The organism is Arsenophonus endosymbiont of Crataerina pallida (assembly GCF_964020125.1).
Lineage (GTDB): Bacteria > Pseudomonadota > Gammaproteobacteria > Enterobacterales > Enterobacteriaceae > Arsenophonus > Arsenophonus nilaparvatae.
Genome location: NZ_OZ026540.1, coordinates 2,478,558 through 2,496,910 on the forward strand (window position 1 = coordinate 2,478,558; position 18,353 = coordinate 2,496,910).

Sequence of the window (18,353 nt, forward strand, 5' to 3'; positions counted from 1 at the left end):
TTAACCCCTTTAGCAATTAGCAGTTAGCGGTGACTCCAAAATTAGACTTAGGTTTATTGTTAAACTTTTTAGCGCTGTACAAAGCTACTTTAGGCAAGCAGCAATTATCAAATGCGTCATAAACTTTAGTAGGACGAATTGATATAGCTTTTTCTACACGATTTATCACTTTTCTTTTCAGTGAAAGAATAGGGCGTTTGGTGTTTGGCGTTGTTTGTTGCTGAGAGGGTTTGTTTGGATTTAACGCTGCTTTTAATGCCATATTAAGCGCTTTGTTATAGTGATAGGCTGCTTGCTTGGCGCTTCTACGCTCATGTCGACGACGGCGAGCATTATCATAACCATGAAAGTTACACATATGACCTCCTGACAATGGGTTTTGGTGGTGTGTGATAAAGCTAACAAGTCAAATTTACAGTCATATTAATAGTGCCCTGGTGTTGGTTTTAACTTAATGACTGTATTTTGGCTATTTCACACACCCCAAAACCGACTGTTTGGGTGTTTTGTGGTTCGCTTTTTCAGCGTAAGGGTGTTAAAGAGCGGTACTGCTTAGTTACTGATGACTGCACTTGCCTTCATGTTCGTACGCCTCAGGCTGGCTACTTAGCAACGTATGGCAACGTTTCAGATAACTCGTAGTATTGTCTGGCGTTTGCCTGTTGCAGTGAGTTGATGGAGTTAATATTATATTCGGTAATAATTAAAGTCAATACCGAATATATTATAAATTTATTGTTTTATTTTTATTGAATGATTTTAAAAGAATTATTTTTCAACGGTAAAAAGGGATTGTTAAAACAAGGATGAAGGGTAAACCTACGGAGATTCGTAGGTCACGATGCGGATATACTTTAGATTGTGTGAAAAGTGAATAGGATAGGAAAAAGTGGGAGGGGCAGCAAGGGCTACTAAAATTCAAACGGTTCTTTGTTGAAGTCAATGAATGGTACTTCAAAATCCTTATATCCAGATAAGGTAAGGAAATTTTCGATGTATGATTTTATATATGGGTAAGATATTGATGGAGCTAATTTTCTAGCCGTTTCTGATGCATTGAAATCTTCTGTAATTTCTTTATCAGATTTAAAAGAAAAATCATATGCTAATGATAGAGAAAAATTATCTTGTATAAAGTATATAACTGTATACCTTATACGAACTGTTTTTTTATTTGATTGGTGTCTGTATATTTCGTAATTTATGGCCATGTGAAACTCTTGACCATGCTCTGATGCAATTTTTGCCATCAGTGAGCTTAATTTTACTGAGTTAATTTTTGTCAGTGATATTAATTCAATTGATTCGACTTTTTTATGTTTTAACTCGATGTCCATTAATGTATTCCCTTAAATTTATTATCTTCAGAGAAAATTATATGTTTTTCTTGTGATGCTCTACCGCTCTGATACCATTGGGAGGTATCGCTGTTATTGTTGTCATATTCATAAGTTTTGCTATTTTCGAGCTTAATTTGTTTTTTTATGTTAATAAAATAAATGTTACTACTGGTATCAATGTCTTCTGGTTTTTGTACTAAAATATCCAATGAAATTCCTAAATTATAATGCAATTTAGATACCATGCTCATACTAAGTTTTCTTTTACCACTAAGAACCTCTGATACTTTAGATCTAGAACCAATATATTTTTCCATATCTTTTTGGGTTAGACCCTCCTGATCCATTCTAAATTTTATTGCATCTATAGCGGATGGTTTTTTCACTTTAAAAATTTTAGTTTCGTAATTCTCAATCAGTAAAGAAATTAACTCAAGCTCATCTGACTCAGGAGAGTCAATTTCAGGATTTAATTCCATCAACTCAGTTAGTTTCTGCATGGCCAAGTTATAGTCATGTTCATTTTTTAGTAGGCGTGGTTTAAAATTTATCACTTTAACCTCCACTTATCATATTCAGCGTGAGTGCCAATATACTCAATGTTAACAATTCCATTAACATATATAACCTGTACGACAAGTCGATAATCATTTCCCTTGATATTAAAAATGATGCGATTGTTAGATAGAAAGCTAGCTGTGGAATATCTTTTTTTAATATCGTGAGTAGTTTTCCAGCTAGCGGTTTTTACTTCATTCATCCAAGCCTCAAGATAAGCTTTGGCTTGATTATGTTTCTTGCAGAATGATAGAATTTTTTTTACTCCAAGCACCCTCATAATCTCATTACATCCATTTTATAGTTGCATAATTTTCCCAAAATGGGAAATTAAATATGATGTACTGTATTATTTTGCTATACTCACCTACATCACAATGCTCTTTTGGACTTCTTCTCTTTTTCTTTCATTTCTTTATAGATTCGTTCAAGATTAGCCCGAGTCTCAGCAATTTCTTTCAAGTAATTTTTTTGTTCTTCTTGCGTGAGAGCATTGAACATATCTAAAAGGTTTTCTTCTATCTTTGTTAATTTTGTATATGAATTGTCAGGTATCATATAACTATAATCTGTTGGTAGCATTAATTTTGCTATCTCTTCTAGCTCTAAAGCTATTGATGGACTGATGTCACTTGGTTTTACTTTTAGCAGTTTTGCAAATAGAGCTACAGTTTTTGCATTTAAAGGATTTACACCATTTAGATAATGACTAACCGCAGCCTGACCAATACCTAATTGATCTGCTATATCTTCTTGTGTGATGCAAAGTTCATTTTTTTTAAGCATGTAGATTGATTTCAATCTTTTTGCATCATCTAGCTGTTCTTTTGTCAGAGGTTTTTTCTTATTCATGTTCTTATTTTATTACCGTTGATCATATTATAAAAATACATTCGGTATTGACATGAGTTATTACCGAATGTAATAATATATTTAAAAGGAGATTCGGATGAACAAAATTACTATTAAGGATTATGTAAACCGACATGGACAGGAAATAACTGCTAAGGAACTTGGTATTACCCAAGGAGCCGTTAGCAGAGCATTGAAGCAACATCGGAAAATTTTTTTAAATTTTACTAAGAATGGAATAGAGGCAATAGAAATAAAACCTTTTCCATCAAATAGTAACAAACAAAAGTCGAACTAATTTACACCGCTCTTTAACATCTTGGCCCCCCTGAAATTGGGAGATTTCAAATTCCCAGCCCATCGGGAGGGATAACTATTATCTGAAACTTATGGAATTAATTATAGACATGGAAACCACAATTACACGCAAATCAAATGCAAAAAACATTGAAGCCATAATACGCAATGGCATTCAGGCGCATTCAGCAATACGAATTGCTCAGGCTATTGGTGTAAATTCATCTCAAATCACGAGATGGCAGTCAGAGGATGGGATAATTCCGAAGATGGCAAAATTGCTTGATTGCATTGGCTACGATTCACCGAAGCAGGATTTAGTCATAACGAATATATCAGGTGAAGAGATACGCAAGCTGATAGACATGCTGGAGCATTTGAGATTGCCAAAAAAAGAAGCTTCAAGGTTAAAAAACGATGAAGCCTCTAAATGTCAAGTCGAGGGTTGTATTTAATTAGTATTTCAAGGAGAAGGGAAACACCGAATTTCCCTTTTTTCTTTCAATTTCAGCGAGGTCATTATGCCAAAAAAACGACGATTTTACCAGCCAAATATCCATAAAAACATTATTCGAGAGAGCTTCAATCACTCTTTCACAGAATTAGCCGCCAAGAAGCTTAAAGCTGCATTAGAAGATGCGAAATTAACGCTTAAACACCGTCAAGAATCAATTATGAGGGAATCAAAATGAAATCGTTCAATAATTACAACACGCCATCAGACTTTGCGATGTCATATCCATTTGCTAAACCAATTCATAGATTAATTATGGTAAGAATTGTAATGGCTGGTAGTCATGACGGTACAGAAGAAAGGATTATTGATGACAGTGCATTTTCTGATTTCTGTTGTTGTAGCAAGCACGCATTCTACCGGGAACGTAACGCACTGGCAAGGCAGGGGTATTTAAAAGTTCGAAAAATAGGCTCCCTTGATAATAACTCTAAGCTACAGGTCGAATCCGCTCGTGGATATACCATTTTAAGTGAGGGAAAGTAAATGAAACATCTTACTCCAACCGAGACCGTTAACCAAATTGGGCGTCTAAATCTGTCTGGTAATGTTATCCCTGCTAACTGGTGGCATCATATCAAAATGCCAAGTGGAAAGCCTGATAGCACCGCTATTGTTCTATTGTCTGAAATTATTTACTGGTATCGTCCAACTGAAATCAGAGACGAATGTACGGGCGAACTGAAAGGCTGGCGCAAGCGTTTTCAGGGTGACAAATTACAGCGTAGCTATCAATCTTTTGCTGATCAGTTCGGATTTACAAAACGAGAAGTGACTGATGCCTTAAAGCGATTGAAATCGCAAGGTATTATTACCCTAGAACTCCGTACAATTAATACTTCAACCGGGGCTTGTTGTAATGTTTTGTTTATTGAACCTGTTCCTGCACGCATTGATGAGATAACTAACGCCACACAATGGGTTAATAATCACCCTGAACTAGAATCAGTTTCTGTAATAGCTCCTACGAAAAAATGCAATAGAGGTTACGTTGAAACGGAATACCCCCTACGAAAAAACGTAACACCCCCTACGGCTAAACGTGATACGTATACAGAGATTACAACAGAGATTACAACAGAGAATAAAAACATATTGATCGAACCCGTTCGATCTGAGGTGAAAAAAACAGACTCTGAAATTGCAAAAGCAAATCAAAATCCAATTGATTTAGCGTTTGAAGGCATATTCTGGCCACAGGTTCAGCGCAAAGTGGGTAAGCAATCCGCCAAATCCGCATTTAAAACTCAATTCAAGTTGTGGCGGAAGGAGACTGGGGAAACACCTGAGCAGTTTGCAGAATTTCTTGTGGCTGATATCCGTTCGAGGTTACAGGCTAAACAATTTGGCTTTGAAAAGTTACATCCTGCCACTTACCTCAATGGCAAACGCTGGCTGGATGACAAACCGGTAATACAATCCCATTCAACCAAACCTCAAGCAACAACCACATCAACGTTTACCGTTAGTAACGGCTTGGTATTTTTCTAACAAAATCATCATGAAATCAATTATCAAATCAATACTCATCCGTGGGTATAACTACGGCTGGCTGAGTGCTGGCATTGTGCAATACGGTTTTGATAAATTTAATCTGAGGGAAGCATGATAACGATTGCGGAATTATCTGAGCGCTTATGGCTTGATGTTGTCAGAGTGGCTAAATATCTCTTACCTGAAGGCAAAAAAGAAGGTCATGAGTGGGTGGCTGGCTCTGTGCATGGGGAGCAGGGGAAAAGTTTAAAAGTTAATCTGTCTGGCAAAAAGGTTTGGTCAGATTTTGCTGAGGGAACAGGGGGGGATTTACTGGATTTGTGGGTGCAGGTCAGGGACTGTAGTTTGCATCAGGCGATGGCAGAGGCAAAACAGTTTCTAGGGATAGCGGATGAATCCGGTGCATTTGAAGCAAAACGGAAAAAACAGTTTAAACGCCCACAACCCGCATCACTGAAGAAAACCGTCCGTAAACCAAAAGACTGTTACGAATATCTTCAATCACGAGGCATAGACCGCAAAACGGCAGAAGAATTCCAAGTCAGTGATGCCGTTGTTTGGTCAGCTGAAGCAAACAAAGAAATACCCGCGATAGCCTTCCCTTACAAGCGAGAAGGCGAGCTGATACAGGTAAAACGGATTAGCACAGTAAGACCCAGTGGGAAGAAGGTCATTTCAGTTGAAGCGGATTGTAAACCTTGTTTGTTTGGCTGGCAAGCGTTACCTAAAGCGATTCGTGCAGTCATATTGTGCGAGGGTGAAATTGATTGCATGAGTTATCATCAGTACGGGTTAAGCGCATTGTCGGTTCCCTTTGGCGGCGGCAGTGGGGCAAAACAACAGTGGATTGAGTATGAATTTCATAATCTTGACCGCTTTACTGAAATCTGGTTGTCAATGGACAATGACGAAGTGGGGCAACAGGCCGCCTTGGAAATTGCTCGTCGATTAGGGGAATATCGGTGTCGTTTAGTCAAATTGCCCCACAAGGACATTAACGAATGTTTACAGGCTGGCCTGACACAACAGGAAATTGTACACTACCTTGAAACAGCCGCTTATTTTGACCCTGAAGAACTCTGCACAGCGAGAGATTTTTATCAGAGTACGCTGGATGCATTCTACGGTAGAGAGGAATATTTGTTCAAGACACCTTGGGAGTCATTAAATCGCCATTTTAGTTATCGTGAATCTGAGTTAACGCTACTCAATGGGGTCAATGGACACGGTAAGAGTGAAATATTGGGGCATATTCTGTGTGAAGCGATGCGTCAGGGAATGAGAGCCTGTGTTGCTTCGTTTGAGTTAAAACCCGCCACGTTTCTAAAGCGCCTAACTCGTCAGGCAACATGCACTAAATTACCCTCACAATTAGAAATAGAATCTGCCTTTAAGTTTTATGACGATAGGCTCTGGTTGTTTGGCTTAACAGGGACAGCGAAATCATCACGATTACTGGAAATATTTAGATATGCTAACCGCCGATATGGTATCAATCTGTTTATCATTGACAGCCTGATGAAGTGTGGGCTTGCCGATGATGATTACAATGGGCAAAAAGCCTTCATGGATGCATTGTGTGATTTTAAAAACAAAACTTCAAGTCATGTTATTTTAGTGACACACAGCCGTAAATCGGAAAGTGAAGAAAAACCCACAGGAAAAATGGACGTAAAAGGCTCAGGTTCAATCACTGACCTTGCCGATAACCTTTTCATCATCTGGCGAAATAAACGCAGAGAACGAGCGTTACAGAAACTAGAGGCTAGTCAAATACTAACTGAAAAAGAGCAGGAATATTTAAAAGAGCCCGCTTCCATATTGTGTCTGGAAAAACAGCGAAATGGGGAAGGGTGGGAAGGAAAAATCTCATTGTATTTGGATAAACAGGCGCATCAATTTTTAGCAGAAGAAAATACAAGTCCATACAATTACATCGCCAACGTGCCAAACAGTGACTATGACCAGGTTTGGATGAACAACAATGTATCTAGAGATTGAACCCAGTTTCAATATCTTCAAATAATCAGAACTCCCTCAATGAAATACCAAATTGAAGCAACCCTTGTTAAAGATGGTGGCGAGCCTGTGCATTGGTATCGCTTTAGCGACAAAGCACTATCAGAACAGGATTGCCTGAAAATGTTATCCCAGCCGTCCATGTTCAAAATGCAATTTAGCGAGATAGGTTACTATTGGACTGTTGGCAGTGACAAGGCTGGAAAGCTCGGAATATATGAAATTAAAACAGGCACAGGATGAATGAGCGATTAATAAAGCAAAACCCCCATGGAAGGGGGCTTGTTCTCAGCGTTGACTTAGCTTGCAATCGCTTTTTGTCACGCTGGCTACAATGGACGCACCTTAGAGTAGTCTTAAAGCCTGTCAGCTAATCGTGAATGTGATTAACGCAGGAGACATTAGCAATGTTAGCAGGGAAAAATTTTTATGCAACACAGAATTAAGATAACAAATTATTCCATTACAAGTATTGACACATAAAACTCATACCCATCCCATGAAGAACACAACGATATATTTCATTCATTTGTTCTTTTCCAAATCGCTGGGTAAAATAATCTCTTTTACCTTCGCGGTTTTTACTCAAGTAGATTAGATCCAATCGGTGATAGGCAACAGTATAAACCATGTCACCTTTTACCCATGTGTCTCTACCCATAAAGTGTTTACTTTTAGGAGTTGATTGGTCAGGGAGCTTATAATGATAATTCCTGACAATATCGGGTTTAACTGTACTACACGATACGATAGTTGCTAAGTTTTTTCGCCCAGGAATAAAACCTGACAGTATTATGACAGGACGAGAGGCCTTTACCATTTCAGGCTCTCTAAATCCTTTAGAAAAATCACAAAGTAGTAATTGCCCCGCCTTGGGATGAATAGTAATTGGCATAAAATTTATTATATAAGTTAAGAGTTGTCGGATTATATAAAAAAATCGGTCAAACGGAGAGAATTTTATTGAGAGACGGCAAGAATAATCAATCACCTTAAATTTAATCATTAATTGCTACCCCTCCAATGAGGGGTTTTTTATTGGGAGAAATAATATTAATGGCACTAAAAAGGGATAAATACGATGCCGTGTTCTCTGAATTAGTCCGCGAAAGAACAAACTGGATATGCGATTATTGCGGACGACATTTTCAGTATGAACGCGCTAAACTGCACTGCTCACACTTCAAATCAAGACGACATAAAGCCACCCGTTATCACCCCTGTAATAGTTTTCGCACTGCGTAGGCTGTCATCGTAAGCTAGGCGAAGACCCTTACGAGTTTACCGCGCATGCAGAAATAACGTATGGCGAGATGACTATTGCCAAAATAGCGATGCTGGCGAATACCCCTGTAAATCTAAAGGTGGGTGAAATGGATGAAATCTACCGTCAAATGAAAAGTGAGCTAAAACGAATGAAAACGATGCGGCTTGATGGATTTTCAGGGCGCATTGAGTTTTTCTTACCGGATTGGTATCAGGCAGGTATTACCTTTCGAATGGGCGAAGAGATAGCGCCCACACACTAAACCACCATTAAACATTCAACGCAGGGCATTGAGATTATGCCCCTATTCCTATTTTTGCCGGAGGAGAGATGAAGGCGGTTAAGTCATTGGAATTAACAAAAGCACAGTATGACTGGGTAAATCATTGGCTTGAGCTTTGGGGCGCATGGGTGTATTCGGGTGAGTTGGATAAATGGCAATTCAACATTATCTGGCGATTCATGAAAAAAGCGAAAGGGGAAAGTATATCCTCAAGACCCATGTGTCGTGATGATGAAGGGTTGATTATTTCTGAAGTTGTTAATTCTGTTATGCGAGTTGACGAGAGAGCCTACAACATTTTGTTAAGTTATTATGTTCACGGTAAATCAAAGCTCAGCATAGCCACGTATTATCACAAGACAGCGAAACCCAGAAGGATGATGACAAGGGCAGGCGGAAGGTGGAAAAGGCCATCACCTAGAACATGCAGAAGAGAAATTGATGATATTTTCAATGCCAGCCTGTATTTAATACACAATCGGCTATTAACTGTCATGAAAAATCAAAACACTGTTGCTAAAATGATTAATTCTACCTAATTAAGACTTGACTTTAATGGGCAAATGGCCAATAATTTTAAGGTAAGCTGATACAGCTATATAAAAAATCATAGCGCCTCGCTTTTTGCGGGGCTTTTCGTTTAAAAGTTCGTTGTATTTTTAGGTCAGCAGTTCTAATATTATTATGATTTGAAGCCTCTCAAAAAATGAGGGAAAGGGGGGGAATATGTTAAGCCGACTCATACGTATTTTGTTTGCGCTTACTGCTATTGCTCCACTTTCTATATCATTAACATACGTGTTTGTAACAAGTAATAAGTTTCAATTTGCAGTAATCGCTCTTGTGGCATGTCTTATTCTCGGATTGACTGCAATTGTTGTAGTCAATAGAGCACGCGCGCATCTTGAATGCTTACCGATAAGTATAAAAAAAGCAAAAAGCGCAGATAAAGAAGTTATCGGTTTTTTTACCGCGTATGTATTACCGTTGGTATTTAAAGGTGTATCTGCACCAGACTTGGGTGCTTGGGCTATGGCTGCCGTTATGCTTTTGTTTGTATTGTGGAGCACGCATGCGTTTCAGGTAAACCCTGTTCTCGGGTTGTTTGGCTATCATTTTTATGAAGTTGAAACCGCAGATGGGATAACCTATCTGATGATAACCAAAAGAAAAATAAATGACATCACTACTGTGAATTATGTTGTGCAACTTGGGGAGCATGGGGTTTTAGACTTTAGTGTGGCAAATTAAGGAATAGGTTTAATGAATCTTTTTGCATTGACGGACGTTCCAGGTGCACGAATTATTAGATTTCCGCTTACTCAATCTTTGCAGGCTGAAATAAAGGCATTGTTTAGTAAGCAATTCGAATCTTTTTGGGGTAACGAGCCTGAGCTTATACCGTTTGATGGGCGTTGTAGCCCTGATGAGGGAGAATTATTAAATATTGCTGATTTTACCGATATAGATGGTATAAATGAGATAGTAGACAATCCTTTGTCAGTAGGGACTTTCAATGCTCAACTCCATTATCTTGATAAAGTTAAGGCGATATTCACATCGCATCTACACAAGGGGCAAAAGTATATTCTTATTCAGTTATTTGAACGACGCCGACTAATTTCTTCTAAAAATCGAGTATCAATGTTTTTTTCAAAAGACACGTTTCAACAAATAAATGACTCAGGAATTACGTTAGATACTAAATTATTAGCAGTCATGAATGGGAGTTCATTAAGTTTTCAGAGCTTTTACCTTCTTCGGCGTGTTTTTGACATGACTGAATATTTTAAGGAAGCGACTAATGATGAGATTGCAGCCTTTGCTGGTCATAAAAGTTTACAGGTTAATGATATATCAAAATTTTTAGGTCAAGCTGGGAGATTGATTAGAAATAAGATTGCGTTGATTCTCCAATCAAAAGTACTTGATAATTTTACGACGCATCAAATAGTCGCTGCTGCTAAGAATTTCAATCTAATTATACAACTATCTCAAGATGGAAGAATTATTCTTCCTGAAAAAAGAGCTGAATTGATGCGAATTTTACGTTTTTTGGATGAAGATTATTACGAATCAGCGCTATCTCAAACTATCTATGTTTCTAAAACAAGACAAACTGCTGATTGTTGATACTTTTCTGCAAATTTATTAGCCTCATGTGAAAACGTGGGGTTTTTCGTTTACGCCACCGCAAAACTGACAGACTCAAATAGCCTAAACGAGTAAGGCGGTTGACTTCTTATCCATTCGATTAGATACCTTTATCCTGTATTATTTATAGGCTGGTTATTCAGCTAAATATTAATGCATGAGGTATTTATGAAGGATGGGATTTATTACGTTACATTTAAAAGTAATATGCAAGATTTTGGAAACGGAACAGTCGTAGCAAAAAGTAATACCGTTAACGGTGGTGACTTTGCTTACTCCTACAAGGGTCATGTTAATAGTAATTCCGTATCATTAACTATTGAGCGACATGATAACTCAGTAACGTCAGTGTTCGGTAATCTGGATAGCTTCAATCTCGATTTATCTATTGAGGAGTCGGCAAAGGGTTATTTATTATCCGGTAATATTGAAGGTATGCCGCAAATGAAAATAACGATTGATGCCAAATACATCGGCGACTTGGTAAGTTAAGTTTCTGGTATAAATAATAAAGTCACTTCGGTGGCTTTTTTTTGGAAAATTATCATGAAAAATCTATTCATTACTATTTGTATGAAAATTTCGGGGAAAACCCAAAAAGAGCTATCCAGAGATTGGTCACTCCAATATTTTATGACGCGCTCAAGAATAAGAGCCTATTGGCGATCGGTTTTTTGTTAATCTTATCGTGGATCCTCATGCAAACATTTGCGATAATCGCGCCTAAGGTGGAGTTGCGCCCACCATCTCTTATTTATGCCCTCCTCTTTTTTAACAAATAACTCAAAGCAATGGAACCCTCAACGGGAGGGTATATGCGCATGTCTGAAAAATACTCAACCCCAACGGCCTATCTGTGGGGCATAACGACAACCATTTTAGGTTTTTTACCCTTGAGCAGTGGGTGGCTATTGTCGGTATTATCTGCACGATAGGGACATTTTCAATCAACGTGTACTACCGCAAAAAGGAGTACGAACTCAAAGAGCGTCAGTATGAAAATACCGAAAAAAATAGTGATGGCAACGGGCGGTAGTGCGTTGTTTTTGGCCTCAAGCATAATAACGCATTTTGAAGGGTTGAGACTTAAGCCCTATTTCGATGGTGGCGGTATTCTTTCTGTTTGTTATGGCCATACGGGTAACGATATTGAGCCTAACCGGACGTACACCAAAGCAGAATGTGACCAGTGGCTTAATGATGATTTAAACGCGGTTAAACGTTACGTTGATCCATTGATTAAGGTCAGTATCAATACGCTCCCTCAGGCAGCCCTTTACTCATTTGCCTACAACGTGGGCGTAGGAAATTTCGCTAAATCGACGTTACTCAAAAAGCTCAACGCTGATGACCGAAAGGGAGCATGTGATGAGATGAAACGATGGGTTTATGTGAAAGGCGAAGTCTGGAAAGGACTAATGACCCGTCGAGAAATAGAGAGCGTAATATGTTATGGCGACCTTACGCATTTGTCGTAGTGATTATTGCAGGATTAATCTTATGGGCATCTTGGTTGTTGACATCCTTAAACGAAGTCAGGGCATTGAATAAAAAACTCACCGTTGACCTCAATAAACAGATAGCCATCACGACTAATGCTTTTCAGTCAATAAGGGCAATCAATGGTATTGCACGAATTAATAGTGAAACCCGTCAGCGTAAAGCGGTTGACTCTGAAGCAACACAAGCAGCAATTAAAACGCATGTCGCCAATCGGGATTGCGCCAATCGCATTATCCCTAATGGTGCTGTTGTCGAGTTGCAGCAGCACACAAATCGAATACGTTCAGACTCCTCACATTCCAGTACCATCTCACCTACTCGCTGATTGCTTACCGCCAGTAATCACGGGTATGATGACATGGCGTGATAGCCTGATACTCAATGAGCAGTTACTGACAGTGATTGAGCAGTGTAATCTTGACAAACAGGCGATAAGGCGAATTGAGGAGCAGAGAGATGATAGTTGAGAACGAAAAACAAACGGAATATCTACAGCAGTACATCAAATCACAGTGTCAATTTCATTAAAAAGAAAATCAATAATATCCTAGGGGTCAATTTGACCTCTTGTAATAAAAACAATGAGATATGTGTCAATGAATCGTTAATTGGCGCATTTAAATCTTAACACTCACTGCGCCCTCACCGCGCATTAATCAAACACAGAACCTTACAGAAAGTCGAGCCTGAGAATCGCCGTTTAAAATGGTGCTTTTTCTGTGGGCGGCTTTTCTGTGTGAGCAGGTTCGATTTTCTATAAGGAAAAGCACGATGAATAGCGTTTTAACTTTTAAAGAGAAAAGTATTACTCCCTTTGACAAGGGAGATAACAAAATTTGGTTTACAAGTAAACAAGTAGCTGAATTGCTGGCTTATTCGAAGACTAAATCGGTAACGAATTTATACAATGCTAATGCTGATGAATTTACTTCTGCGATGACCGAGGTCATCACAACTGTGACCTCGAATAAATCAAAGCGAGGAGCCAATCTTCAAACTAAAGTACGTTTATTTTCTCTGCGCGGTCTTCACTTGTTAGGCATGCTTGCTGATACGCCAGTTGCTAAAGAGATACGTAAATGGGTACTTAATTTGATAGAAAAAGAAGAGATTGATAAAACAACTTTAGCCTCTCTCGATATTAATGAATTGAAGGATTTAACCATTGGCGAAATGCAAAACAGGTTGGTTGCTGCGAATAAATGGTCTTTTGACAATTTTGGTAGAAAAGGAAGCGACTTAATGAACTTACGTAAGCGTCATCTGAATAAGATACGTAAAGCAGAAAAAACCATTATGGCACTTTCTCAATTAAGACTACCAGGATTTGATGATACGCCAAATGGAGATAATTCAGTATGACCCCAGAACAATTCATCGAAGCGAATGTCAAGGCCGAGTTATTAAAGCTCGGCTTTTCTCTATCTGTAGCAAGTTTAGCCACAAGTGAAGCGATTCGCTATTACCGCAAACAGCCAGCTAGCAGACGAGGAAAGATGATAGCGGATTGTCTCAATCAGGCTAAACGATGGGCGAAATTAACAAAAAAACGATAATTATTAATTGAGGTAGATATTATGACTCTCACAAACAAGCAGGAAGCATTTTGTCGAGAGTACCTGATTGATTTAAATGCGACGCAGGCAGCGATAAGAGCAGGGTACAGTGAAAAAACTGCAAAAGATATCGCATATCAAAACTTAGCAAAACTCAACATTCAAAAACGCATCCAAACCCTCATGGAAGAACGCAAGAATCGCATTGAGGTTAATGCTGACTACGTTCTTAAGCGACTGGTTGATATCGACCAGATGGATGTGTTGGATATTATTACCGAATCAGGTGATTTAAGACCGATTAAAGACTGGCCTAAAGTGTGGCGAACAACATTAAGCGGTTTTGACATTGCAGCCATACGAGTTGATGGCGCAGAAGCATTGCTCAAAAAAATAAAGTGGCCTGACAAAATCAAAAACCTTGAGCTTTTAGGTAAGCATGTTTCTGTTCAGGCTTTCCGAGATCAAATAAAAAATGAGCATGATGTAGTTGGTACGCTATCTGACCTCATGGATGATTTGTCTAAAGGATAACAATGAAGCCAAACCATTTAGCGTTATTACGCAATAAGTTTTGGAGACTGAATCATCTCTACTTGATAACGAATAAAACAGGTAAATCGATTCGCTTTAATATGACGCCTGAGCAGTTGACTTATTTTGAGGGAATGCACACCAGGAACATCATTCTTAAAGCGCGTCAGCTGGGTTTCACTACGGAAGTTTGTATTATTCAGCTCGATGCGGCCTTATTTGAATCGGCTAAATGTGCGTTAATTGCGCATACGTTAATTGATGCCAAGCGACTTTTCAGAGAAAAAGTCAAATACGCTTACGACAAACTTCCAGCCGAAATCAAGGCAGCCAATCCTGCCAGTAATGATTCTGCTGGAGAGCTGGTTTTCAAAAAGGGTGGTTCACTTTACATTAGTACGTCCTTTCGTGGTGGCACATTGCGTTATTTACATATCTCTGAATTTGGTAAAATATGCGCAAAATATCCTGATAAGGCAAGAGAAATTGTAACAGGTGCGTTTGAGGCTGTCTCCAGTGAGTGTTTTACGACAATAGAAAGCACAGCGGAGGGACGAGCAGGATATTTTTATGATTACTGTCAATCTGCTGAAAAAGCGCAAATTCAGGCAAAACCGCTTTCGCCATTAGACTGGAAGTTCTTTTTTTTCCCCTGGTGGAAAAATCCTGACTATTCAATGACGCCTGTTTCGTTATTACCTCAACGGTTAATCGATTATTTCGATGAATTGGCAGGAAAGCACGGAATTGAGTTAACCAACAACCAAAAAGCGTGGTATTACGCCAAAGAAAAAACACTTGGAGATGATATCAAACGGGAATATCCCTCACTGCCATCTGAAGCTTTCCAGCAATCAGTAGAGGGCGCTTATTATGCTAAACAATTTCGCTATCTCTATCAAAACAAGCGTATTGGACAACTGCCTGATAACAGCCATTTGCCCGTTCATACTTTCTGGGATATTGGGGTGGGGGATTCAACTTCAATCTGGTTTGTTCGTGAGGTGGGTAAGGAATTTCATGTTATCGATCACTACGCAAATAGTGGTGAGGGCTTACGGCACTATATGGAGGTGCTAAAAAATAAAGGTTACAGTTACGCCAGTCATAATGCCCCCCATGACATCGATAATCGTGAATTTGGCTCGGATGCGAAATCACGGCGTGAAATTGCCAGAGAAGGCTATGATATTGGTGGACAGAAATACACAATACGATTTGATGTAGTGCCAAGATTATCGATCGATGAAGGGATTGAGGCTGTACGTGAAATATTACCAAATTGTGTTTTTGATGAACATCAATGTGCCGAGGGTATCGCAAATCTAGAAGCTTATCGCAAAGAATGGAATGACAGGCTCGGCTGCTGGAAAGACAAGCCACTGCATGATTTCACTTCTCATGATGCCGATGCATTCAGGTACTTTGCTGTTAGCCGAAAAAATAAACATCGTCCCGCCTTTGAGATTAATTTAGGAACTACATTCTAATGAGTATGACTAATGTTGATTTTATCCGTCCTGAATATAATTTATTTACGTTGCAATGGGGATTGGTTCGGACAGTGTGTCGAGGGGGTGAGTATATTAAATCATACTTGCCAACATTAGAAGAGTCTGATGAAAACCGCAAAAAAAAGCGCAATAAAGATTATCAGGAACGGGCAGTTTTCTATCCCATAACGGGTAATACCCGTTATGGGATGATAGGAATGGCTTTTAAAAAAGCTCCTCTCGTGGAGATTAATGAAAGGCTTGCTTATCTTAAAAAGGATGCTGATGGAGCGGGCTCCAGTCTTTATCAATTAGCGCAATCGTCACTGGAATCCGTGTTGGAAGTGGGACGACATGGCTTGTATGTCGATTATAATGATACGTCAGAACAAGTCTATTTTTTTCAATACAAAGCTGAAGACATTATTAACTGGCGAACCCAACGCATTAATGGCCGTAATCACTTAACGTTGGTGGTATTACGTGAAACAGTAGAAGAAAAAGCGGGTTTTGGGTTTAAGGATGTCACTCAATACCGGGTTCTTGCTATTGAAGACGGGAAATTTATCTGTCGAGTGTATCGTAAACCTGCAGGCAGCAACCTTTACCAAATAGATGTCGAGTATATTCCAAAGCGTAGAATTGGCGGTGCGTGGGATGAAATTCCGTTTACCTTTATTGGTGCTCAAAATAATGATCACACGATTGATGAAGCGCCGTTATTAGGACTAGCCAAAATCAATTTGGGTCATTATCGAAATTCTGCCGATTATGAAGATTCGGTTTTTTTCTGTGGCCAGGTGCAACCCTATATTAGCGGCTTAAGAGATGAATGGCGTGACTGGTTAGAGAAAAAGGGCATATTAGTCGGCTCCCGCTCACCTATTTTGTTACCTGAACAAGGTTCCTGTGGCTACATTCAGGCACAGCCTAACATGCTAGCGAAAGAAGCGATGGACAGCAAGCGTGATTATATGGTGGCGTTAGGGGCACAGTTAGTCTCTGCGGACAGTAAAGTCAAAACGGTTATCCAGTCGGTGGGTGAATTAAGCGCCCAAACGTCTGTTTTAAGTATCTGTTGTTCGAATGTGTCTGAAGCAATTACTAAATGCTTAATCTGGGGTGGCCAATATCTTGGCTTAAAGGCGAATGGGTGTTCATTTGAAATTAACCGCGATTTGGTCAATTACATTGCTGATAGTGCGATGATAAGAGAGATAGTGGCAGCTTGGCAATCGGGAGCAACCCGTAAATCAGATCTGGTTCGATGTTTACAAAAATTTGACATTATCAATCCGGCTGATGAGGTTGATGACGTCATTGACGAACTTAACAATCAGCAACCCACTATGATAGGTGAGCGATGAGAACGGTGAATGAGCGACTGATGGATGAGTTACTTGCGCATTCGCTGTTTACCAGCCGTTACGGTAGTGGGGTTGCTAAAAAGATGGTTAACACCCTTAATGCATTCGATGCCCAGCTCAGTGTATCCTTAATTGTGGCGCTGGATGACGCTAATATCGATGCGGATAGTTTTACTGTTAGGCGATTAGAATCTTTGCTAGCCAGTGTTAAGGCTATCAATAAGAAGGCGGTAGCCAGTGCGTTTTCGCTGTTGAGCGACGAAATGAAAGCGCAGGCGCAATATGAGGTAAACTATTATCCGGCTTTATTTAACTTTCTTATGCCTAAAGCAGTTCTTCGCCGATATCCACTCATGAATCTCACGGCAGATATGCTCTATTCAGCGGTAATGTCGCGCCCATTTCAGGGAAAACTGTTATCTGAGTGGGTTGATGGTCTGGAAAAAGACCGCATGACTCGAATTAATAATGTGGTTCGTAATGGCTATTTAAATGGTGATAGTGCTGTGCAAATTGGTCGTAAAATACGCGGTCACGCCAAGCAAGGTTATAAAGATGGCGCGCTACAAATTACTCGGGCTAACGCAAACAGTATTGCCAAAACGGCGATTAATCATCTACAAGCCACTGCCCGAAATCAGTTTGCTAAAGCGAATAAAAATATTCTTGAGGGCAAGCAATGGCTGTCCACATTGGATAATAAAACATCGCCCCCTTGTATTATTCGGGATAGATTAAGATATACCCTCGAAGGTAAGCCAATCGGTCATAAAGTGCCCTATTTACAAGGCCCAGGAAAAATTCATTGGAATTGTCGTTCAACTGAAACATGGATAACCAAATCGTGGCGAGAATTGGGGATTGATGTTGATGAGATGAATGAAGGTACACGGGCCTCGATGGATGGACAAATACCTGTCGGCACAACCTTTCTTGAATGGATACAACGACAACCCGTGTGGCGACAAAAGCAGGTATTTGGCGAAGTACGCTATCGGTTAATGAAAGAGGGTGGCATGCATCCATCAGAATTTTATACCGATAAAGGTGAGTTTATTTCTTTGGCTCAATTACGAGAGATAGACGAACAGGCATTTAAAGAAGCTGGAATAGGAATTTAAC

General features: G+C 39.4%; 31 protein-coding genes. 25 read left to right on the forward strand and 6 right to left on the reverse strand.

Going from position 1 to position 18,353, the window contains the following annotated elements:
- Window positions 1–16: 16 nt before the first annotated feature.
- Window positions 17–358, reverse strand: coding sequence for a hypothetical protein (locus tag AACL31_RS13175; RefSeq protein WP_310513098.1), 342 nt, complete (start codon window positions 356–358; stop codon window positions 17–19).
- 107 nt (window positions 359–465) lie between these two features.
- On the opposite strand from AACL31_RS13175, the gene AACL31_RS13180 reads away from it, so the two are divergent.
- Entirely contained in the window at window positions 466–642 is a 177-nt protein-coding gene (locus AACL31_RS13180; protein ID WP_310513097.1) for a hypothetical protein, read from the forward strand.
- A 269-nt stretch (window positions 643–911) separates the two neighbouring features.
- On the opposite strand, the gene AACL31_RS13185 is transcribed toward AACL31_RS13180, so the two are convergent.
- From AACL31_RS13185 to AACL31_RS13200, 4 genes are all read right to left on the reverse strand, one after another.
- Window positions 912–1,337, reverse strand: coding sequence for a hypothetical protein (locus tag AACL31_RS13185; protein ID WP_310513096.1), 426 nt, complete (start codon window positions 1,335–1,337; stop codon window positions 912–914).
- Entirely contained in the window at window positions 1,337–1,894 is a 558-nt protein-coding gene (locus AACL31_RS13190; RefSeq protein WP_310513095.1) for a helix-turn-helix domain-containing protein, read from the reverse strand. Before AACL31_RS13190 ends, AACL31_RS13185 begins: the two co-directional genes overlap by 1 nt.
- Complete coding sequence (locus AACL31_RS13195; RefSeq protein WP_310513094.1) at window positions 1,891–2,178, reverse strand: type II toxin-antitoxin system HigB family toxin; 288 nt, start codon at window positions 2,176–2,178, stop codon at window positions 1,891–1,893. The genes AACL31_RS13190 and AACL31_RS13195 overlap by 4 nt, the downstream gene beginning before the upstream one ends.
- Window positions 2,179–2,270: 92 nt before the next feature.
- A complete protein-coding gene (locus tag AACL31_RS13200) occupies window positions 2,271–2,750 on the reverse strand; it encodes a helix-turn-helix domain-containing protein (protein WP_310513093.1) in 480 nt (159 codons plus the stop codon).
- 97 nt (window positions 2,751–2,847) lie between these two features.
- Between AACL31_RS13200 and AACL31_RS13205 the strand changes: the two genes are divergently transcribed.
- From AACL31_RS13205 to AACL31_RS13235, 7 genes are all read left to right on the forward strand, one after another.
- Entirely contained in the window at window positions 2,848–3,048 is a 201-nt protein-coding gene (locus AACL31_RS13205) for a Cro/CI family transcriptional regulator (protein ID WP_310513092.1), read from the forward strand.
- 109 nt (window positions 3,049–3,157) lie between these two features.
- On the forward strand, window positions 3,158–3,502 hold the full coding sequence (locus tag AACL31_RS13210; protein WP_339053231.1) for a CII family transcriptional regulator: 345 nt from the start codon (window positions 3,158–3,160) through the stop codon (window positions 3,500–3,502).
- Window positions 3,503–3,568: 66 nt separating this feature from the next.
- Window positions 3,569–3,739: a DUF2740 family protein gene (locus tag AACL31_RS13215; RefSeq protein WP_310513258.1), complete on the forward strand. Its 171-nt coding sequence runs from the start codon at window positions 3,569–3,571 to the stop codon at window positions 3,737–3,739.
- 77 nt (window positions 3,740–3,816) lie between these two features.
- Window positions 3,817–4,047 (forward strand): transcriptional regulator, encoded by a 231-nt coding sequence (locus tag AACL31_RS13220; protein WP_339053232.1) that lies wholly within the window; start codon window positions 3,817–3,819, stop codon window positions 4,045–4,047.
- Window positions 4,048–5,052, forward strand: coding sequence for a replication protein (locus AACL31_RS13225; protein WP_339053233.1), 1,005 nt, complete (start codon window positions 4,048–4,050; stop codon window positions 5,050–5,052).
- A 117-nt stretch (window positions 5,053–5,169) separates the two neighbouring features.
- The gene (locus AACL31_RS13230; protein ID WP_339054016.1) at window positions 5,170–7,056 is read left to right on the forward strand and encodes a toprim domain-containing protein; all 1,887 of its coding nucleotides are present in this window, start codon (window positions 5,170–5,172) and stop codon (window positions 7,054–7,056) included.
- Window positions 7,057–7,095: 39 nt separating this feature from the next.
- Window positions 7,096–7,317: a DUF1187 family protein gene (locus tag AACL31_RS13235; RefSeq protein ID WP_339053234.1), complete on the forward strand. Its 222-nt coding sequence runs from the start codon at window positions 7,096–7,098 to the stop codon at window positions 7,315–7,317.
- Window positions 7,318–7,537: 220 nt separating this feature from the next.
- On the opposite strand, the gene AACL31_RS13240 is transcribed toward AACL31_RS13235, so the two are convergent.
- Window positions 7,538–7,969 (reverse strand): type II toxin-antitoxin system PemK/MazF family toxin, encoded by a 432-nt coding sequence (locus AACL31_RS13240; protein WP_339053236.1) that lies wholly within the window; start codon window positions 7,967–7,969, stop codon window positions 7,538–7,540.
- Between the two features lie 161 nt (window positions 7,970–8,130).
- On the opposite strand from AACL31_RS13240, the gene AACL31_RS13245 reads away from it, so the two are divergent.
- From AACL31_RS13245 to AACL31_RS13315, 17 genes are all read left to right on the forward strand, one after another.
- Window positions 8,131–8,319 carry a hypothetical protein gene (locus AACL31_RS13245; RefSeq protein WP_339053237.1) on the forward strand — a complete coding sequence of 63 codons (189 nt, stop codon included), beginning with the start codon at window positions 8,131–8,133 and terminating at the stop codon, window positions 8,317–8,319.
- Between the two features lie 68 nt (window positions 8,320–8,387).
- Window positions 8,388–8,603: a hypothetical protein gene (locus AACL31_RS13250; protein ID WP_339053238.1), complete on the forward strand. Its 216-nt coding sequence runs from the start codon at window positions 8,388–8,390 to the stop codon at window positions 8,601–8,603.
- 68 nt (window positions 8,604–8,671) lie between these two features.
- Window positions 8,672–9,163, forward strand: coding sequence for an antiterminator Q family protein (locus AACL31_RS13255; RefSeq protein ID WP_339053239.1), 492 nt, complete (start codon window positions 8,672–8,674; stop codon window positions 9,161–9,163).
- 187 nt (window positions 9,164–9,350) lie between these two features.
- Window positions 9,351–9,875: a hypothetical protein gene (locus AACL31_RS13260; RefSeq protein WP_339053240.1), complete on the forward strand. Its 525-nt coding sequence runs from the start codon at window positions 9,351–9,353 to the stop codon at window positions 9,873–9,875.
- Between the two features lie 12 nt (window positions 9,876–9,887).
- A complete protein-coding gene (locus tag AACL31_RS13265; RefSeq protein WP_339053241.1) occupies window positions 9,888–10,757 on the forward strand; it encodes a Kiwa anti-phage protein KwaB-like domain-containing protein in 870 nt (289 codons plus the stop codon).
- 189 nt (window positions 10,758–10,946) lie between these two features.
- Window positions 10,947–11,270 (forward strand): GrlR family regulatory protein, encoded by a 324-nt coding sequence (locus tag AACL31_RS13270; protein ID WP_339053242.1) that lies wholly within the window; start codon window positions 10,947–10,949, stop codon window positions 11,268–11,270.
- A gap of 364 nt (window positions 11,271–11,634) precedes the next feature.
- Window positions 11,635–11,814, forward strand: coding sequence for a phage holin family protein (locus AACL31_RS13275; RefSeq protein ID WP_339053243.1), 180 nt, complete (start codon window positions 11,635–11,637; stop codon window positions 11,812–11,814).
- Window positions 11,774–12,256, forward strand: a complete 483-nt coding sequence (locus AACL31_RS13280) for a lysozyme (RefSeq protein ID WP_339053244.1) — start codon at window positions 11,774–11,776, stop codon at window positions 12,254–12,256. The genes AACL31_RS13275 and AACL31_RS13280 overlap by 41 nt, the downstream gene beginning before the upstream one ends.
- Window positions 12,226–12,606: a hypothetical protein gene (locus AACL31_RS13285; RefSeq protein ID WP_339053245.1), complete on the forward strand. Its 381-nt coding sequence runs from the start codon at window positions 12,226–12,228 to the stop codon at window positions 12,604–12,606. Before AACL31_RS13280 ends, AACL31_RS13285 begins: the two co-directional genes overlap by 31 nt.
- Window positions 12,521–12,748 (forward strand): Rz1-like lysis system protein LysC, encoded by a 228-nt coding sequence (lysC, locus tag AACL31_RS21070; RefSeq protein ID WP_422389251.1) that lies wholly within the window; start codon window positions 12,521–12,523, stop codon window positions 12,746–12,748. Before AACL31_RS13285 ends, lysC begins: the two co-directional genes overlap by 86 nt.
- A complete protein-coding gene (locus tag AACL31_RS21075; protein WP_409014165.1) occupies window positions 12,738–12,809 on the forward strand; it encodes a hypothetical protein in 72 nt (23 codons plus the stop codon). Before lysC ends, AACL31_RS21075 begins: the two co-directional genes overlap by 11 nt.
- Before the next feature lie 243 nt (window positions 12,810–13,052).
- Entirely contained in the window at window positions 13,053–13,643 is a 591-nt protein-coding gene (locus tag AACL31_RS13290) for a BRO-N domain-containing protein (protein WP_310513620.1), read from the forward strand.
- Window positions 13,640–13,837, forward strand: a complete 198-nt coding sequence (locus AACL31_RS13295) for a hypothetical protein (protein ID WP_339053086.1) — start codon at window positions 13,640–13,642, stop codon at window positions 13,835–13,837. Before AACL31_RS13290 ends, AACL31_RS13295 begins: the two co-directional genes overlap by 4 nt.
- Before the next feature lie 21 nt (window positions 13,838–13,858).
- Window positions 13,859–14,371 (forward strand): terminase small subunit, encoded by a 513-nt coding sequence (locus AACL31_RS13300; protein WP_339053246.1) that lies wholly within the window; start codon window positions 13,859–13,861, stop codon window positions 14,369–14,371.
- Window positions 14,372–14,373: 2 nt separating this feature from the next.
- Window positions 14,374–15,861 carry a terminase gene (locus AACL31_RS13305; RefSeq protein WP_339053247.1) on the forward strand — a complete coding sequence of 496 codons (1,488 nt, stop codon included), beginning with the start codon at window positions 14,374–14,376 and terminating at the stop codon, window positions 15,859–15,861.
- Window positions 15,861–17,231 carry a DUF4055 domain-containing protein gene (locus tag AACL31_RS13310; RefSeq protein WP_339053248.1) on the forward strand — a complete coding sequence of 457 codons (1,371 nt, stop codon included), beginning with the start codon at window positions 15,861–15,863 and terminating at the stop codon, window positions 17,229–17,231. Before AACL31_RS13305 ends, AACL31_RS13310 begins: the two co-directional genes overlap by 1 nt.
- Complete coding sequence (locus tag AACL31_RS13315) at window positions 17,228–18,352, forward strand: phage minor head protein (RefSeq protein ID WP_310513130.1); 1,125 nt, start codon at window positions 17,228–17,230, stop codon at window positions 18,350–18,352. Before AACL31_RS13310 ends, AACL31_RS13315 begins: the two co-directional genes overlap by 4 nt.
- The last annotated feature ends 1 nt before the right edge of the window (window position 18,353 follow it).